The sequence below is a fragment of the Deinococcus cellulosilyticus NBRC 106333 = KACC 11606 genome (assembly GCF_007990775.1).
GTDB classification, from domain to species: Bacteria; Deinococcota; Deinococci; order Deinococcales; family Deinococcaceae; genus Deinococcus_C; species Deinococcus_C cellulosilyticus.
The window spans coordinates 140,812-156,661 of the sequence record NZ_BJXB01000003.1 but is presented as its reverse complement, the minus strand read 5'-3'; the positions used below and the strand labels follow the sequence as shown (position 1 = coordinate 156,661).

14 protein-coding genes and 1 tRNA gene are annotated in these 15,850 nt (G+C 56.3%); 7 read left to right on the top strand and 8 right to left on the bottom strand.

Features of this window, described 5'->3' with window-relative positions; translation table 11 throughout:
• The first annotated feature begins 134 nt into the window (after nucleotides 1-134).
• Entirely contained in the window at nucleotides 135-761 is a 627-nt protein-coding gene (locus tag DC3_RS04520; RefSeq protein WP_146882740.1) for an FMN-dependent NADH-azoreductase, read from the top strand.
• 45 nt (nucleotides 762-806) lie between these two features.
• Here the strand turns inward: DC3_RS04520 and DC3_RS04515 are convergent, their stop codons facing one another.
• The gene (locus DC3_RS04515) at nucleotides 807-1,370 is read right to left on the bottom strand and encodes a DUF402 domain-containing protein (protein WP_146882738.1); all 564 of its coding nucleotides are present in this window, start codon (nucleotides 1,368-1,370) and stop codon (nucleotides 807-809) included.
• Between the two features lie 102 nt (nucleotides 1,371-1,472).
• Here DC3_RS04515 and DC3_RS04510 point away from each other — a divergent pair, with 102 nt between their 5' ends.
• Nucleotides 1,473-2,270 carry a DUF2785 domain-containing protein gene (locus tag DC3_RS04510; protein WP_186815812.1) on the top strand — a complete coding sequence of 266 codons (798 nt, stop codon included), beginning with the start codon at nucleotides 1,473-1,475 and terminating at the stop codon, nucleotides 2,268-2,270.
• Here the strand turns inward: DC3_RS04510 and DC3_RS04505 are convergent.
• A complete protein-coding gene (locus DC3_RS04505; protein WP_146882735.1) occupies nucleotides 2,259-4,223 on the bottom strand; it encodes an amylo-alpha-1,6-glucosidase in 1,965 nt (654 codons plus the stop codon). The genes DC3_RS04510 and DC3_RS04505 overlap by 12 nt on opposite strands.
• 232 nt (nucleotides 4,224-4,455) lie before the next feature.
• Here DC3_RS04505 and DC3_RS04500 point away from each other — a divergent pair, with 232 nt between their 5' ends.
• From DC3_RS04500 to DC3_RS04480, 5 genes are all read left to right on the top strand, one after another.
• Entirely contained in the window at nucleotides 4,456-5,190 is a 735-nt protein-coding gene (locus DC3_RS04500; protein WP_146882733.1) for an ABC transporter ATP-binding protein, read from the top strand.
• On the top strand, nucleotides 5,174-6,823 hold the full coding sequence (locus DC3_RS04495) for a putative ABC transporter permease subunit (protein WP_186815811.1): 1,650 nt from the start codon (nucleotides 5,174-5,176) through the stop codon (nucleotides 6,821-6,823). The genes DC3_RS04500 and DC3_RS04495 overlap by 17 nt, the downstream gene beginning before the upstream one ends.
• A 126-nt stretch (nucleotides 6,824-6,949) precedes the next feature.
• Nucleotides 6,950-7,561: a GGDEF domain-containing protein gene (locus DC3_RS04490; protein WP_146882729.1), complete on the top strand. Its 612-nt coding sequence runs from the start codon at nucleotides 6,950-6,952 to the stop codon at nucleotides 7,559-7,561.
• 477 nt (nucleotides 7,562-8,038) lie between these two features.
• Nucleotides 8,039-9,364, top strand: coding sequence for a hemolysin family protein (locus DC3_RS04485; RefSeq protein WP_307724733.1), 1,326 nt, complete (start codon nucleotides 8,039-8,041; stop codon nucleotides 9,362-9,364).
• Between the two features lie 76 nt (nucleotides 9,365-9,440).
• Nucleotides 9,441-9,515 (top strand) — tRNA-Glu (locus DC3_RS04480).
• Nucleotides 9,516-9,578: 63 nt separating this feature from the next.
• Here the strand turns inward: DC3_RS04480 and DC3_RS04475 are convergent.
• From DC3_RS04475 to DC3_RS04450, 6 genes are all read right to left on the bottom strand, one after another.
• On the bottom strand, nucleotides 9,579-10,247 hold the full coding sequence (locus DC3_RS04475; RefSeq protein WP_146882728.1) for a hypothetical protein: 669 nt from the start codon (nucleotides 10,245-10,247) through the stop codon (nucleotides 9,579-9,581).
• A gap of 80 nt (nucleotides 10,248-10,327) precedes the next feature.
• Entirely contained in the window at nucleotides 10,328-11,461 is a 1,134-nt protein-coding gene (locus DC3_RS04470) for a glycosyltransferase (RefSeq protein WP_146882726.1), read from the bottom strand.
• Nucleotides 11,458-12,489, bottom strand: coding sequence for a glycosyltransferase family 4 protein (locus tag DC3_RS04465; protein ID WP_146882724.1), 1,032 nt, complete (start codon nucleotides 12,487-12,489; stop codon nucleotides 11,458-11,460). Before DC3_RS04465 ends, DC3_RS04470 begins: the two co-directional genes overlap by 4 nt.
• A complete protein-coding gene (locus DC3_RS04460; protein ID WP_186815810.1) occupies nucleotides 12,482-13,669 on the bottom strand; it encodes a glycosyltransferase family 4 protein in 1,188 nt (395 codons plus the stop codon). Before DC3_RS04460 ends, DC3_RS04465 begins: the two co-directional genes overlap by 8 nt.
• Nucleotides 13,666-14,619: a glycosyltransferase family 2 protein gene (locus tag DC3_RS04455; RefSeq protein ID WP_186815809.1), complete on the bottom strand. Its 954-nt coding sequence runs from the start codon at nucleotides 14,617-14,619 to the stop codon at nucleotides 13,666-13,668. The genes DC3_RS04460 and DC3_RS04455 overlap by 4 nt, the downstream gene beginning before the upstream one ends.
• Nucleotides 14,606-15,850, bottom strand: coding sequence for a lipopolysaccharide biosynthesis protein (locus DC3_RS04450; protein ID WP_146882718.1), 1,245 nt, complete (start codon nucleotides 15,848-15,850; stop codon nucleotides 14,606-14,608). The genes DC3_RS04455 and DC3_RS04450 overlap by 14 nt, the downstream gene beginning before the upstream one ends.

Genomic DNA, 15,850 nt, shown 5'->3' with positions numbered 1-15,850 from the left:
AGAACAGGCAGCAGTGCACCTTCTGGACACAGTCCACGAGGGTCCCCTGTCTCCACTTCCCCATGCAAAATTCTGCTTTCACAGGCATCAGGCCATCCTGATGCGAGCCTTCTCATTTCTCAAGGAGAAACACCATGGCACACATCCTGCATCTGGATTCCAGCGCACGCACCACTGGCTCCTACTCCCGTCAGCTCACCCGCGAATTCGTGGAAACCTGGCTGAAACTCACCCCCCAGGACACCGTGACCTACCGGGACCTGAACACCACCCCCCTGCCTTTCATTGACCAGCAGTGGATTTCTGCGGTGTTCAATCCCAGCACGCCTCCCACAGCCCAGGAACAGTCTGCCCTGACCGTCTCTGATCTGCTGATCGATGAACTCATGGCCGCCGATGTGCTGGTTTTCGGGGTGCCCATCTACAACTTCAGTGTTCCCGCAAGCTTCAAGGCGTATCTGGACCAGGTGATTCGCATGGGACGCACAGCCCGATTCACCTCCAGTGGTCCGGAAGGTCTGGTCAAAGGGAAACAGGCCTACGTCATCACCGCGAGCGGCTCCGATTTCAGTCAAGAACCCTTCAAGAGTCTGGACCACCACACCCCTTACATCAAAACCGTGCTGAACTTCATCGGCATCACCGACGTGACCTTCATCCGGCACCACGGCTACACCCCAGAAGCCCAGCAAGAGAATCTGGCTGCAGCCCGCAAGGACATTGAAACTCTGACCCGTGAAGGACAACTGACCAGCGTTTGAACATTGAACCCGGAAAGCCCAGCCAGGCTGGGCTTTATCTTTTGTTCAAGCCGTCGGAGTGGCCTCCCAGAAAACACGTCTCGGATGATCCTTCAGATGCTTCTGCACCACCAGAAGATCTTCAAACGCCTGATTCAAGAGCAATGCATGAACGTTTCGGGCCTGCATCCAGGCAAATTCAGCAAGCTCAGGGGAAACCCGTCCCTGGCTGATGGCCTCTTCCAGCTCATCCCCATCGATGATCTCAGCGGTTTTCACCTGCCAGCCTTCCGTCAGTGCAACCACATCCAGGTACAGGTCCATGCCATAAGGAAGGCCATCTTCTGAAACAGCATTGGAATGGTTGATGTCGATGTAGAACTGGATGGGTCTGTCCTGGGCATCCAGCTGAACCGTCAGGGCGTGATGCGCTCCCGTTGGAGCCCAGTGAATCCAGCGGTGAAAGGAATCCAGCACCGTCATCTGAACTCCACAGGAAGACACCACCAGGGGTTTGGTGACCTCCCCAGCAAGATAATCGACCAGAATTCCATCCAGAAGGTTGTAAATGTGCTGTTCATCGGAGGTGGTACGGTGCCAGTTGCGGTGGTCAAAACATTTCTTTTTCATCTGGCATCCAGTATGAAGCAACCAGCAGGAGGCTTCCATGCTCTCTCCTGGACCTCCAGAAACATATCCCCTGGTCAATCAGGATTCTGGTACCTTACCCGTATGAACCGCGACCAGTGGCAACACGTCATCGATCAGGATCACCAGCTTCCACACGGAATCTCTCTGCAGGAGGCCACCCGTGAATTGCTGGGTTTCCTCTCCTCCACCGATCCTTTTCTGAGGGACACGGTGGGGTACTTCACCCTGTCTGCCTGGATTGAAAGGGAACTTTACAGTCCTGCAGAACTGAGCAACATGCTGACCTGGGCAGGCGAAAACCTGCGCCTGGGTCTGGGAACCAGCGGGCATGATTCGGTGTTCCTCAGGTCTTTCAGTGCATTGATCCTCTCAGAAGTGGTGGCACTGGATGCCAGAAAGCCCTTCTTGAATGAGGCTGAACGCAACGCAGCCTTTGAGAAAACCCTGCATTACCTTTCTGAAGAATGCGACCTGAGGGGATACCTGCCAGAAAAAGGCTGGGCCCATGCAGTGGCCCACGGCGCAGACGCCCTGATGGCTTTCGCAGATCATCCTCTGACCCTTCCAGAGCAGCTGGAGCAAATTCTGGAAACCGTACTGGATCTCGCTGCAATGGATCAGGTGTACCTCTACAATGAAGAAAAAAGGCTGGCACGTGCAGCCTTTTCTGCCATCACCCGCATGGATGACTTTGTTGTGGAACACAGAATGGGGGCTCAACTCTCCCTGGTGCCAGAGCAGTGGTTCATGTCTCCTGAGTGGGCCGCTTCAAGATTGAACCTTCGAGGGTTCTTTTCGGCCTTGCTCCTGATCGGTACAGAAAACCACCAGGAGCAAGTACAGGCCTGGGCCAGAGAGGGGTTGCTCTTACTTGCCTGAGCCGTTCACCATGGCATAAACCCTTAAAAACTCACTGACACTCCAGGCCTGGAAAGGACAGCCTTTGGTGGTCATGTTTTTGGCTTCCAGGACTTCTGCAACAGAACCCAGCCCACCATCCAGCAGGTGGTTTTTCAGACCACGCATCGCCTGATTGAGCAGGGTTCTGTCTCCGGTTTCCTTCCAGAGCAGCTCCAGATAACTGCCCAGAGGCCACGCCCAGATGGTGCCCTGGTGGTAGGCAGCATCCCGGACCAGTTGCGAACCTGTGAAACTGGGTTTGAACTCTTTGTCATTGGGGGCCAGGGAGTAGGTGCCCACCGGAGTCACCAGCAATTCTGCAGCTGTTTTCAAAGCGGCTTTTCGCTGTTCAGGCGTGGAAGGGGTATGGGGCAGGGCCAGGGCAATCAGGGCATTGGGCCGGATGGCGTCGTCCAGGTGGCCTTCTGGAGTGATGTAGTCGTAAAAATATCCTTTTTCAGGGTTCCAGAAGCGATCAAAAGAACTTTGACCCTGCTGGAGCAGGTGTTCACAGCGCCCCATAAAATCGTCGTTCACCTGCAGTTTTTTGCTGATCTGCAGGAAAATCTGCAGGGCATTGAGCCACAAGGCACAGATCTCGATGGCCTTGCCATGCCTGGGGGTGACCACCCAGTCCCGGATCTTCACGTCCATCCAGGTGAGTTGCACCCCCTTTTCTCCAGCACTGAGCAGGCCATCTTCTGGGTCCACACCGATGTTGAAATCTGTTCCTTCAATGTGGTGGTGGATGATCTCCTGCAGAACAGGAAACTGTTCCCTGGCAAAATCAAAGTCCTGTGTGGCTTCCAGGTAGCGATCCAGTGCCACAAACAGCCACAGGGCCCCATCCACAGTGTTGTATCCTGCGCCTTTGCCATCGTCCCAGAAGTTGTTGGGAACCAGTCCTCTTCTCTGGTATTTCAGGAAGGTGGTCAGGATGCCCTTTGCATCCTCAAAGCGCCCGGTGGGAAGGGTCAGGCCTGAGAGGGAAATCATGGAATCCCGACCCCAGTCTGCGAACCAGGGATAGCCTGCAATCACGCTCATGGACTCCACAGTCTGGCGGTGCACCAGAAATGCATCTGCAGCCAGGGCAAGCGTCGCAACTGTTGCATCCTGCACCCCTGTGGCCTCGAAAGCCTGCTGGACCAGATAGGTTTTCCGGGCCTTCTCAGCTTCTGCGGCCTCCCAGGGGTCCTGGTTCCAGCCTGTTGCGGAAACGGTGAGTGCAAAACGGTGGTGTCCAGGGGTAAATTTCAGGTGGTAAAGGCCGGTGCGGGCTGCAATGTCTTCACAAGGCTCTCCCCTTTCGCACTCCACCCGGTAGAAGAGCTGTTGCGGGATGGGCGCAAGAGGCAGTTCATCAAAAGTGTCTGCCTGTAGACGCACCTGCACGCCGCGCCCATTTCCGTATTGGGTCTGGATGACTCCATGCTCTGAATTGAACTCCAGAGCAGGCAATTTTGCACGGGTTCCGTGCATGTCCCGGTCTGAGAAAAGACCTTCCAGGATCAATTCTGTTTCGTGGGGGGTGGTCACTTCGTACAGGTAGACCAGGGTCCCACTGTGCCGGGGCATGACGGTGGTTTTCTGCACGGTCACCCCACACGCCTGATACACCTGGGTGGGTTGAAGCGCTTCCAAATTGCATTCCATCAGAAAATCCCGTCCCCTGCCCACAAAATAACCCGGGGTCATCTCAAAGGTGTACAGGGAAGCTTGCTGGCTCCCCACCTTCAGGGTTTCCAGAGGCATGATCCAGGGCAGGTCCCGTTCCACAGGTGGATTGTGGCTGTGGGCCAGACCATGGTATTTGCGGGTGGGCACACCGGCAGGGGTCATCATGTGAAAGCCTCCCAGACCATCCGTGAGCAGGAACTCCTGCGTCAGGCTGCGGGCAGCTTCATGGGTGATTTTGAATTCGGGCAACATAGGGAGAGTATAAAACAAGCTTTCAGCGATCAGCAGTCAGCCATCAGCTCAAAAGCATCATTCAAAGATATCTCCTGAATCAGGAGGCAGTCCTAAAAGTCTGAAAACCTTTGCATCCAGCAAGACCTGATCAAACTTTTGCCTTTGCATCTTCTGCTGACGGCTGACTGCTGACCGCTGATTCCTTCCCTGGCAATATTTATGACAGTCCCAAACCTTTACACTGAATCCAATGATCGAGTTGATACAGTACTCCAAAACCTACGGTGCGTATCAAGCTGTCAAGCCCCTCTCCCTCACCATGAATCCGGGGGTGGTGACTTCACTGCTTGGTCCCAACGGGGCAGGCAAAACCACCACCATCCGGGCCATTGTGGGCCTGACCAGGCCCAGTGCCGGGCAGGTGAAGGTGCAGGGGATTGATGTCTGGAAAGAGCCCCTCAAGGCCAAGAAGCTGATCGGGTACATCCCGGATCGCCCTTACCTGTATGGCAAACTCAGTGCCCGTGAACTGCTGCGTTTCATTGCAGGCGTGCACAATCTGGGAGAGGTCACTTCCAAAATCGAGAACTGGCTGCAGTTTTTCAGTCTGGAGGACTTCGGGAATTCACTGATCGAAACCTACTCCCACGGCATGAAGCAGAAGCTCACAGTGATTGCAGCCATGCTGCCTGAGCCTCCTGTGCTGGTGGTGGATGAGCCGATGGTGGGCCTGGACCCCAAAGCGGCCAAGCAGGTGCGTGAACTGCTGCAGGAACATGCCCGCAAAGGAAACACGGTGCTGCTGACCACCCACAGCATGCCGCTTGCAGAAACCATCAGCGAAAAAATTGCTGTTCTGCACAAGGGCCAGCTCAGGGCTCTGGGCAACATGGAGGAATTGAAGAACCAGACCCATGGAGGCGACCTCGAAGAGGTGTTCTTCAAACTGCTGGAAGAAGAGGCCCAGCATGTTGCTGCAACTTAAACTGCAGGGGTTGTGGAATGCTGTGCGCACCGGCAACCGTTTCGGTTATGCCGTTGTGGTTCTGATCTGCCTGGGGATGGTCTTTGGGGAATGGATTGGGGTGCATCGTGCCCTGGACTTTCTGGACCGTTACGGTGAAGGACTGGGCTTTTCCATTGCCAAACGGTTTCTGGAAGCGGGTGTGGTGGTTCTGGCTGCAGGTGTGACTTTCACCAGCATCACCACTGCCATCAGCACGGTGTATCTGTCCGATGACCTGAATTTCCTGTTGACCCAGCCCATCTCCACCCTGAGGGTGTTCGGGCTGAAACTGCTGGAGACTTTCCTGAGTGCAGCGGGTGTTCCGGCCCTGCTCACCATTCCTGCCATTTTGAGCATTGGGGCCTATTTCAATGCACCAGCATGGTATTACCTGCTGGCCGTGTGGCTGATCCTGATTGTTTACATGCTGCCAGTGGCGGTGGGTTGCCTGATTGCTGTGGTGCTGATGCGTGTGGCCCCGGCAGGGCGGGTCAAGGAGGTGTCCACAGGTTTCGGGGTGCTGCTCTCGGCAGGTCTGGTGTACATGATCCGTGCCCTGAAACCCGAGGCCCTCTTAAATGTGACCGATCCAGGTCAGTTTGACCGCCTGCTTGCGCAGTACGTGGGCAATGAGGACACCCTCTTGCCTCCTGCACTGGCGGCCCGGGCCGTGTGGGATGCCTCACAGGGAGAATTCAACACAGCTGTTCTGGGGGTCAGCCTGATCAGTGTGGTGGCCCTGTGGCTTGCCGGGTTCATGGCTGTTGTGGCCTACCGGGAAGGCTGGATTCGAGGACTGGAAGGCACAAGTCGTGCCCTCAACCCGAAAGTCCTGGTCGCAAGCTGGGGAGAGAGGCTGTACGGGACGATGGGTTCCATCGGGCACATCCTTTACAAGGACCTGCGCCTGATGATGCGGGATGCCACCCAGTGGAGTCAGCTTCTGGTGCTGGTGGCCCTGGTGGGGGTGTATCTGTTCTCCCTGAGTTCCTTTCCACTGGAAGGGGCACTTTCAGCCCAGCGGTTCAGGAATGTGATTGGTTTTCTGCAACTGGTCTTCCAGGGATTTCTGGTGGCCGGAATTGGCATCCGCATGGCTTTTCCAGTGGTGTCCATGGAAGGGTATGGCTTCTGGCTGCTGCAGACGACCCCCATCACCTACACCCGTCTGGTGGTGGGGAAGTTCCTGGGTGCCCTGGTCCCGATGCTGGCGGTTTCCCTGGTGCTGGCCTGGCAAACCGTGAACATCCTGAAACTGGGGAGCGTCATGGGAACCTCTTTGTGGATCGTGGCCATCAGCAGCACCCTGGTGATCACTGCACTTGGGGTGGGTCTGGGTGCAGCCTTTCCAAGGTTCAAGGCAGACAACCCCAGTGAAATTGCGATGTCTCCAGGCGGCATCATGTACATGGTGTTCAGCCTGATTTATGTGGCATTGCTGGCCGTGATCATGGCCCGGCCTGCAGCCATGCTGTTCCTGCAAAACACCTCAGCTTACTGGACTTCAGGTGAAGGGTATTTTGTGGCAGGTCTGGTGGCGTTGCTGACAGTGGGCCTGACGGTGGGCATTCTGCTGTGGGGAATTCGTGCGCTGGACCGGTTGCACCAGTAAAATCCCTGCTCTTTGATGACCTCTGCCAGGTGCAGAGGTTTTTCTTTGCGCTTGATCCACATGCCCGCTTTACATATATATGTATATATGTTAAACATATGGTGTATCGATACGAAGGAGAAACATATGTATGAATCCAAAGCCCTGACCCGTGAAACCCTGCAGCAGTCTGTCAACGCCCTGGACCCCCGCAAGGAAGTGACCCTTGCCCTGGTGGACATGGACCACTTTGACCACGTGAACAGCCATTTCGGCACAGACAGTGGAGACCAGGTTCTGGAAACCCTGGAGAAACTGCTGCTGCAGAGCCTTCCAGAAGGTGCACTGGTGGCCCGGGTTGGCGGAGACGAGTTCGCTCTGGCCCTCCCGGAATACAGCCCGGAAAGCACCCTGATCCTGCTCAGCGAAATCCAGGCGCACTTCCTCGGGTACAGTGACCTGCTCACTCCAAAATTCAAACTGACCTTTTCAGCAGGAATTGCCAGCAGACCCGCACATGCCCGGGACTTTCCCAGCCTGTTGCAGGCCGCAGATGAAGCCCTGTACCGCATCAAAACCGAAAAACGCGGAAGCATCGGCATCTATGTGGAAGCCAAAATGGTTCTGAAAAGCAATTACTACCCCAAAGCCAGCCTGGAACGCCTGTCTCGCATTGCCAGCGCCCAGAAACGCACGGAGGCCTCGCTGCTCAGGGAAGCCCTGGAAACCTTGCTGACCCGGTACAGCGATCAGGTGTGAGGGGGCAGAAAGCCCTGTTGCTCTCCAATATCACCTCCTGAACACATCACCACAAGCCTTCCAGCACACTCCCTGCGACCATTCGATTGAAATATTTCTCAAATCTCAGCTCCTTCTGAAAACACACCAGAGGGAGCTTTTTTCTGAGGCTTTCAAAAACAGAGACTTGCTTTTTGCTGTCTTCCCAGGATGCCTGGAGAACGGCCCAGCAGTCACAGGGCCGATGTCTTTGGCCTTTTGCCTTCTGCTTTCTGCCTTCTGCTGCCCCACCAACCCATCCCCCATCCAGCTCCCTGCCTCCCTGTCACTGCGTGAAACCTGACTACTCTTTTTAAACTTTTTTGCTAAAATGCCTGCAATGGTGGAGGAACCTCCCAGTTCTCATAAAGAACGACCCCAAACCTCAACGCTTATTCAGCGTGCCTGTCCTTTCGGGGCAGGGACGCTTTAACGCTATATTCCACCACAGGAGCTTGTGTGAACATATCCGACCTTTTAGGCCTCTTGTCGTTATTCGTGCTGGTGCTGCTCAACGGGTACTTTGTCGCTTCCGAGTTTGCACTGGTGAGTGTCAGACGGACCCGCATTGAACAGCTGGTCGACGAGGGGGTGCGGGCCGCAAAAGACGTGAAAATGGCCCTGCAACAACTCGACCTCTACATTGCTGCCACCCAGCTCGGCATCACCATGGCCTCTCTGGCCATTGGTTTCGTGGCAGAGCCGGCCATTGAGCACCTGCTGCACCCCTGGCTTGAGAAAGCCCAGATCAGCGAAAGCAGCGTCAAGGCGATTTCTTTCGGGGTGGCTTTTGCCATCTCGACCACGCTGCACATTGTGTTTGGAGAGCTTGCCCCCAAAACCATTGCCCTGCAACTGACGGAACAGACGGCCCTGGCAGTCACCAAACCCCTGATCATTTTCACCACTGTCTTCAGGCCCGTGATCTACGGCATGAACTGGCTGGGCAACAAGGTGGTGAGCCTGATGGGCCTGAAACCCGCCAGTGGGCACCACAGCCTGTACTCCGAAGAGGAAATCCGCATGATTCTGGACACCTCCAGTGAGGCAGGCATGTTCGAGGAGCAGGAACGGGAATTTCTGGAGAACGTCTTTGAGTTCGATGCCATCACGGTGAAGACCATCATGACCCACCGCACCGAAATCATCGCCATGCCAGAAGACGCCCCCCTCAGGGACCTGATCGAGTACCGCCGTGAGCACGGGTATTCCCGCGTTCCGGTCTTCAGTGGCACCCTGGACAACGTGACGGGCATCGTGCACACTGCAGACACCCTGCTGCACCTTGAGCACCTCGACACCATGACCCTGTCGGACCTGAAACGCCCGGTGTACTTCGTGCCTGAAAGCATGAAGGTGCGGGACCTCTTCAACAGCCTGAAGACCCAGAAGACCCACATGGCCATCGTGGTGGATGAGTTCGGTGGCACTGCCGGACTGGTCACCCTTGAAGATGCCATTGAGGAACTGGTCGGTGACATCTACGACGAGACCGACGAGGAAGAAGACAGCATCCAGATCCTGGACAACAACACCTACCTGGTGGATGGCGGCGTACACATGAATGAGATCGAGAGCCTGCTGGAGCAGGAAATCGACAATTCAGATGAATCTGAATACGAGACTGTTGCAGGCTTCCTGTTCTCCAGGCTGGGTCACATTCCCAAAGCAGGTGAGAGCGTCAGGGCCAACAACTGGATCTTTGAGGTGATCGACGCCAACGAGCGGGCCATCAAACAGGTGTCCATTTACCCCCACCAGGAGACCACTGAAGAAGAGGCTTGACATTCTGGCGACCCTGGTATACTATTTCGTGCGTGTCCGCGAGGTTCCAAGTAACCTCCAGGGCCAGAAAGCCTCTGGCCCCATCGTCTAACGGTTAGGACACTACCCTTTCAAGGTAGCGATACGGGTTCGAATCCCGTTGGGGTCACCAGCCCTGAACCCCCAGAGTCTGACTCTGGGGGTTCTGCTTTTGGCCTTTTTGGCCTTCAGGGCTTCATCCGTAGGTGATCTCCCGGGTGAGGGTGGGCTCCTCTTCCTCATACCGTTTGATCCAGTTGCCCTGCGCATCGTAATCATAGGTGAATTCGAGGATGAAGGTCTCCCCATCCTGAAAGGACCTCTCTGCAACCTTTGCCCCATTGGCGTTGTACAGGGTGGTGAAACTTCCATCGGCGGAAACCACAGAAGCGAGGTGGCCCCCTTCGTAGTTCAGCAGGTTGACCCCTTGCAGAACAAAGGTGTCTCCCTCTTTTTGATACAGGCTCTCTTTGGTGGGAAGCCGCTCTGGGCTGTACTCGAAGACCCTGCGGGTGGGGACAATGTCTCCTCCCTCCTCTTCCCGGCTCAACAACAGTCCATCCTGATAAGTGTCCAGAATCCTGCCATGGTTGGTTGGGGTTTCGAAGACCACTGTGCCATCCAGGCTGGAAACCAGTTTGCGGTTGCGGATTTCCTGCAACTCCACCCCATAGGCGTTGAATTCGAGGGTCTCGCAGTAATCGGTCACCAGAGAACAGACCCTGACGGCTTTGACTTTCCCATGCAATTCAAAGTCGGCAAGGGTGGAGTATCCCAGCGAGTCCAGGTCAACAGGAGCATTCTGGGACAGCGCAAACATGGTGCATCCCAGCGACAGCAAACCTGCAGCAAGCCATTTGTTCATGGGTTCAGTGTAATTCAAACCCCGCAACAAAAAACCACCAGTGGGGTCTGACCTCTTCTGGTGGTTTCAGACCTGCACTTTCACCTGAACAGTTGATCCTCAGGGTTCTGTCCCTGTCTGAAAGCCTCCCAGCTCTGCTCCAGCAGGTCATGGAACTCCTGCTGAAAACGTGCCCTGGAAAACCTCTGGGACTGCTCGTGAATGAAATGGCTGTCAAAGGTGGGGTGCTTCAGGAAGTCTTGCAGGGTCTGTTTGATGCTGGCAACGCCCTGATCCGGGAAGAAAAGGCCTGTCTTGCCCCCCTGCACGATCTCTGTGGAGCCACCCCGTCCATAGGCCAGCACCGGAGCCCCAGAAGCCTGGGCCTCGACAGTGGCGATTCCGAAGTCCTCATCGGCAGCGAAAACGAAAGCCCGGCAACGGGACATGTGGTCGCGCACCACCTCGTCGCTCTGGCGGCCCATCACTTTCACAGTGGGGCCTGCCATGGCACGGATGCGCTCCAGGTCTGGACCTCCGCCAATCACCACCAGAGGGAGGCCCAGTTCATTGCAGGCCTGCACCACCGCATCTGTGCGCTTGTAGGACACCATGCGGGACATGGTCAGGAAAAAGTCATCTCTGGACTTTGCCGGATTGAACAGATGGATGTCCACCGGAGGGTAGACCACGCGGGCCTTGCGGCGGTAGGTGCGCCAGATGCGGCGGGCCACGTATGCGGAATTGGCCATGAACACATCCACCCGGTTGGCACTTGAAGTGTCCCACAGGCGCAGGTAATGCAAGATGGCTTTCACCACGAAAGCCTTGAAGCCCCGGGTGAGTCCAGCATCCCGCAGGTACTCATCTTGCAGGTCCCAGGCGTAGCGGATGGGGGTGTGCACATAACTGAGGTGCAACTGGTCTGCCCGCACCCTTGCCCCTTTGGCCACAGCGTGGTTGCTGGAAACCACCACGTCATAAGGGGTCAGGTCAAACTGTTCCACGGCCAGAGGCATGAAAGGCAGGTACTGCTGGTAACGCTTGATCGCCTGTGGGAAGCCCTGCAGGAAGGACGGGTGGATCTCACGGCCTGCCAGAGGGGTGTTTTTCAGGGCCTCAGGGTCATGGACCAGGGTGTAGATGGGAGCAGGATGGTGTTCCATCATGGCCTCCACCACCTTCTCCGAGCCAGCATAATTGACCAGCCATTCGTGAACGTAAGCGAGTTTCAAGGGTTCCTCCGACTGTGCTCCAGCAGCACATCCCAGGTGGCCTGCGCGGTGCGGTCCCAGGAGAAGCGGCCTGCCCGAACCAGCCCCTGCTGGGTCATCTCCTGCCTGCGGTCGGGGGCTTCCATCAGGGCACGCAATGCCGTCACCAGCGATCCGGCATCGTGTGGATCACAGTACCAGCCAGCCTCACCAACGACCTCGGGCAGAGAAGTGACTTCGGTGGTGATCACAGGGGTACCGCAAGCCATGGCCTCCAGGGGTGGAAGCCCAAAGCCCTCGTAAAGGGATGGGAACACAAACACCTCCGCCCCGGCGTACAGGAGGGGCAAGTCCTCATCGGGGACACGACCCAGCAGGCGCACGCCAGGAGGGATTTCTGGAAAACCGATGCTGCTGAAGACCTTCCCTGCCCCTCCAGCCACAGCGAGCTCAAGGTCCTCCGGGCGGTCCTTCCAGGCCATCCAGGCTTCGAAGAGCAGGCGCAGGTTCTTGCGGGGCTCCAGCGAGCCCACAGCAAGCACATAGCGGCCAAGCTGCTTTTTCTGGCGGTAGGCTTCCTTCTCAGCAGGCGTACAGGGTCTGAATCGAGGGTCAGCGGCCAGAGGAATGGCCGTGACCCGGTCTTCTGGAAGCCCGAACCGCCTGAGGATTTGCCTTCTGGAATGCTGCGAGACCGTCAGGATGTGCTGCACCCTGGAGGCCAGCCTGGGCAGCAAAAAGCCATACCACAGGGCAAACTTCCTTTCAAACCACTCCGGATGGTCCAGGGTGGCCAGATCGTGAATGGTCAAAACCTGATGCGGAACCGAAAGGGGGCCTGTGTTTCCAGGGCTCCACAGGAGTTTTCCACGCACCAGACCCGGCAGCTGAAACTGCTCCCAGAGGTGCCCCTTGAAGCCCTCCGAACCCGAGGTGGGGGCCACCCTCGGCAGGTCCGGGTGACGGTTCAGCAGTTCCTGGGTGTAACGCTGGACCCCGGTCAGGGGCTGCATGAGGGTGCGGACGTTGACCACCAGAGATTCAGGCATGGTTTCCCTCCAGGAACAGGCTCTGCAATCTGCTGTTCACATTGTCCTGCGAAAAATGTTGCATCACATGCTGTTTTCCAGTGTTCTGAAGTGTTGCGTACCGCTGGGGATCATGAAGTGCACTGCGCAGAAGGTCCAGCAGTTCCGACTCGGTGTTTCCCACCAGCACATGCTTTCCATGCACCAGGTCCAATCCCTCTGCACCAATGGGGGTGGTGATCACCAGGCGGCCTGCAGCCAGGGCCTCAATCAGTTTCAACTTGGTGCCAGATCCCGAGAACAGTGGAGCAAAAAAGATGCCTGCAGCTTCAAGGTCAGGCAGCACACTGGGAACCGCACCGGTGATCCTGATGTGGTCTGCCCCCCTGGCAGCCTCCTGCATGGCCTGCGTGGGTTCTTTGCCCACCAGGCTGACCTGATGTTGCAGGCCCTGTTTCAGGGCACGGTGGGACAGCGAGATGATGCGCAGGGCTGCCTCTTCATTGGGCGGATAACCATACCAGGCGGTATACACCAGTTTGCGAGGATCTCCTGGTTTCAGATGGGTGTATTGTTCGATGGGCACCACGTTGGGCACCACAAACACCCTCCGAAGTCCCTGCTGGCGGTACACTGTTGCGTCCTGTTCAGAGACAGCCAGCACCTGCGAGACCCTGGAAAAATCCCGTTCCAGACGCCTGGCTTCCCATGCAAGGTACCGGTAACGCAACTTCTGGGCCCGGCTGGTCTTGTCTGCACTGATGCGTCCCATCAGGACAGATTCCACGTTGTGGGTGTCAATGGTGATCCGCCCAGTGGGAAAACGCAGGTGCTGAAACAATCTGGAAATGTAGGTGTCCCCGAGAATCAGGTGGTCAGGCTGGATCTGGTCCAGCAGCGCCTGGATGTGCTGCAGACGCCCTGAAGGCATGTGCTTGCCCAGAATGGTCCCAAACGGACTGACAGCACCCAGCAGATAGCGCTTCAATTTCTGGATTCTGGATTCTGCAGGGGCAGGGAAAAAAGTGGTGGTGTGCTGGCGAGGGTATGAGGACAGGTGTTCTGCTGGCACAGGGTCAGACAGCACCACCAGGTGTACTTCTGCGAATTGAGCCAGTCCCTCCACAAGGGAATGGATTCTGAATTTTGCTCCAGAGTCCATCGGGTGGGGCAAAAAAGGGGCAATGTAGACGATTTTCATCTGGAACCTCTCAATAGAGACTTGAACTGCTGCACCAGAGGGACAGGCAACAGCAGCTGAATCCACTTGCGCAGGACCAGGGCAGAAGGGTGCTTCAGCAGAACATGGCGGTACTGCCAGGCCCGGGCCAGATTTCCCGGATGTCCTTGCTGGTGGCTCTTGTTCAGCAATTCCATCAGCATGATGGCATCGTGTTGATGGAAGGCACGGCCCAGTTCGGCCACCTGCGATGGCACCCATTGCTTCAGGTCCTGAAACAGCTGCTGGTGGTCTTCCAGCCACATGTCCAGCCTCGCCAGAGAGGTCTCACTGGCAGCATGGGTGCGGTAATACGCCACTGCTTCTGCATCAAACCCGACTTTTCCCTTTTGCAGGGCCAGCGTCATCCAGAGCCAGGCATCCCCGGCCAGACGGTAACGGTCACCAGGGTAGCCTCCCAATGCCCGGATGTCTGCAGTTCTGAAGAGCTCACTGCACGGATTGATCGTGCGTTTGCTGCGTAAAAATCCCAGGGTGACATCCCAGCCACTTTCCATCTGGGGAGCAGTGTGACCCTGGTGAATCTGACACCCCTGACTGTCAATAAAGACGTTTTTCCCATAGGCAAAAGCAAGGTCCGGATGAACTTCAAACAGACGCAACATTCTCTCAAGAAAGTCTGGAGCAATCAGATCATCGTCTGACAGCAGCAAGAAGTATTCTCCTTGTGCCAGTTCAAGGGCACGGTTCCAGTTGCCAAACATGCCAAGGTTTTTCTCATTGCGAATGTACCGCACCCGGGAGTCCTGGAAAGAAGCCACGACATCTGCAGTGTCGTCGGTGGACTGGTTGTCGGTCACCAGCACTTCCAGTTCGAGCACCGTCTGATTCAGAGCACAGTCAATGGACTGTCGCAGATAAGCACTGCGGTTGTAGGTTGGAATGGCAACCGTGACTTTAAAAGGCTTCAAGCTTGACCTCCCCTTTGCGCCTGTGGCGAAAGTAGATCCACATTGATACAAGTGTCAGGGTGAGGATGCCCAGCAGAATGGACAAAGCAGCCCCCACTGCACCATATCTGGGGATCAGCAACATGCAAGCCGCAGCATTCACCACAAATGCCAGGGCGTTGCAGAGCAAATAGGCCTTTTCCTGACCCATGAAGGCCAGCACAGATGAAAAGGGAGAATGAAGACCAATGAACAGGTACAGCACGGCAAACACCGGGAACACCTGCGCAGCATGCTGCACCTCTTTATCACTGATCCAGGCCAGAACAGGGGTACCCAGAAAAAAGAGTCCCAGTGCACCGACCAGTCCAACACCCCAGGAAGCCACCAGATAAGCCCTGAACAACCGATGGCGCTTCTGGGAATCACCATCATGATAAGCCTGGACGATTCTGGGCATCAGGGTGTTCAGGATGGCCACAATGGGCATGACCGCCACCTGGGTGAGACGACTGGTGGCGGCATACTGGCCTGTCAGGCCTGCGATGTGTGGGCCCAGACGGTCCAGCAGCAACAGATCAATGGTGTAATACCCCAGCTGGATGAAATTTGCGAAGGTGTTGAGGGCGCTCTGCCCCAGCAGGACTTTCAGGACACCTGGCATCAGGTTCATGTTCCACTGGCCCACCATCTGGGGCAAAAAGCCATGCCATTGCCAGACCACAGCGCACAGCATGGACAGACCGTTGATGAGGGGAATCCACCACAGCGGCAAATGCCAGGTCACGACGACCACCACACCAATGCCATAAAGAAGGGCATACAGCACCTGGCTGCGGGCCAGCAACCCTGCTTTCTGGCGGGCAATGGCATAGTAATCGAGCTGTAAAGCATTCGCCAGCAGCAGCGGAAAGAACGCCCACATCAGGACCTGCTGCTGGGGTTGAAGCATCCAGCCAAAAGCACCCATCAGAATGAGCACAAAAAACAGGGCACCCATCCGCAGTACAATCACCTGCTGCACCACATCCACATCCTGTGAACTGCGATTCAACTGGGCCACTGCAGTGATGTTCATGGCCATCTGGACCACCGGCATCAACCAGAACACCACACTCTGGGCGATGGCAAAATGGCCGTATTCTTGCTGGGAAGAATACCTGAGCAGCAGGGTGAGCACCAGAAACGAAACCAGGTAGTTGATGCCACTCCCCAGGAGAAAGTTGAAGGCGGTCTTGAGGACTCCCCGCAT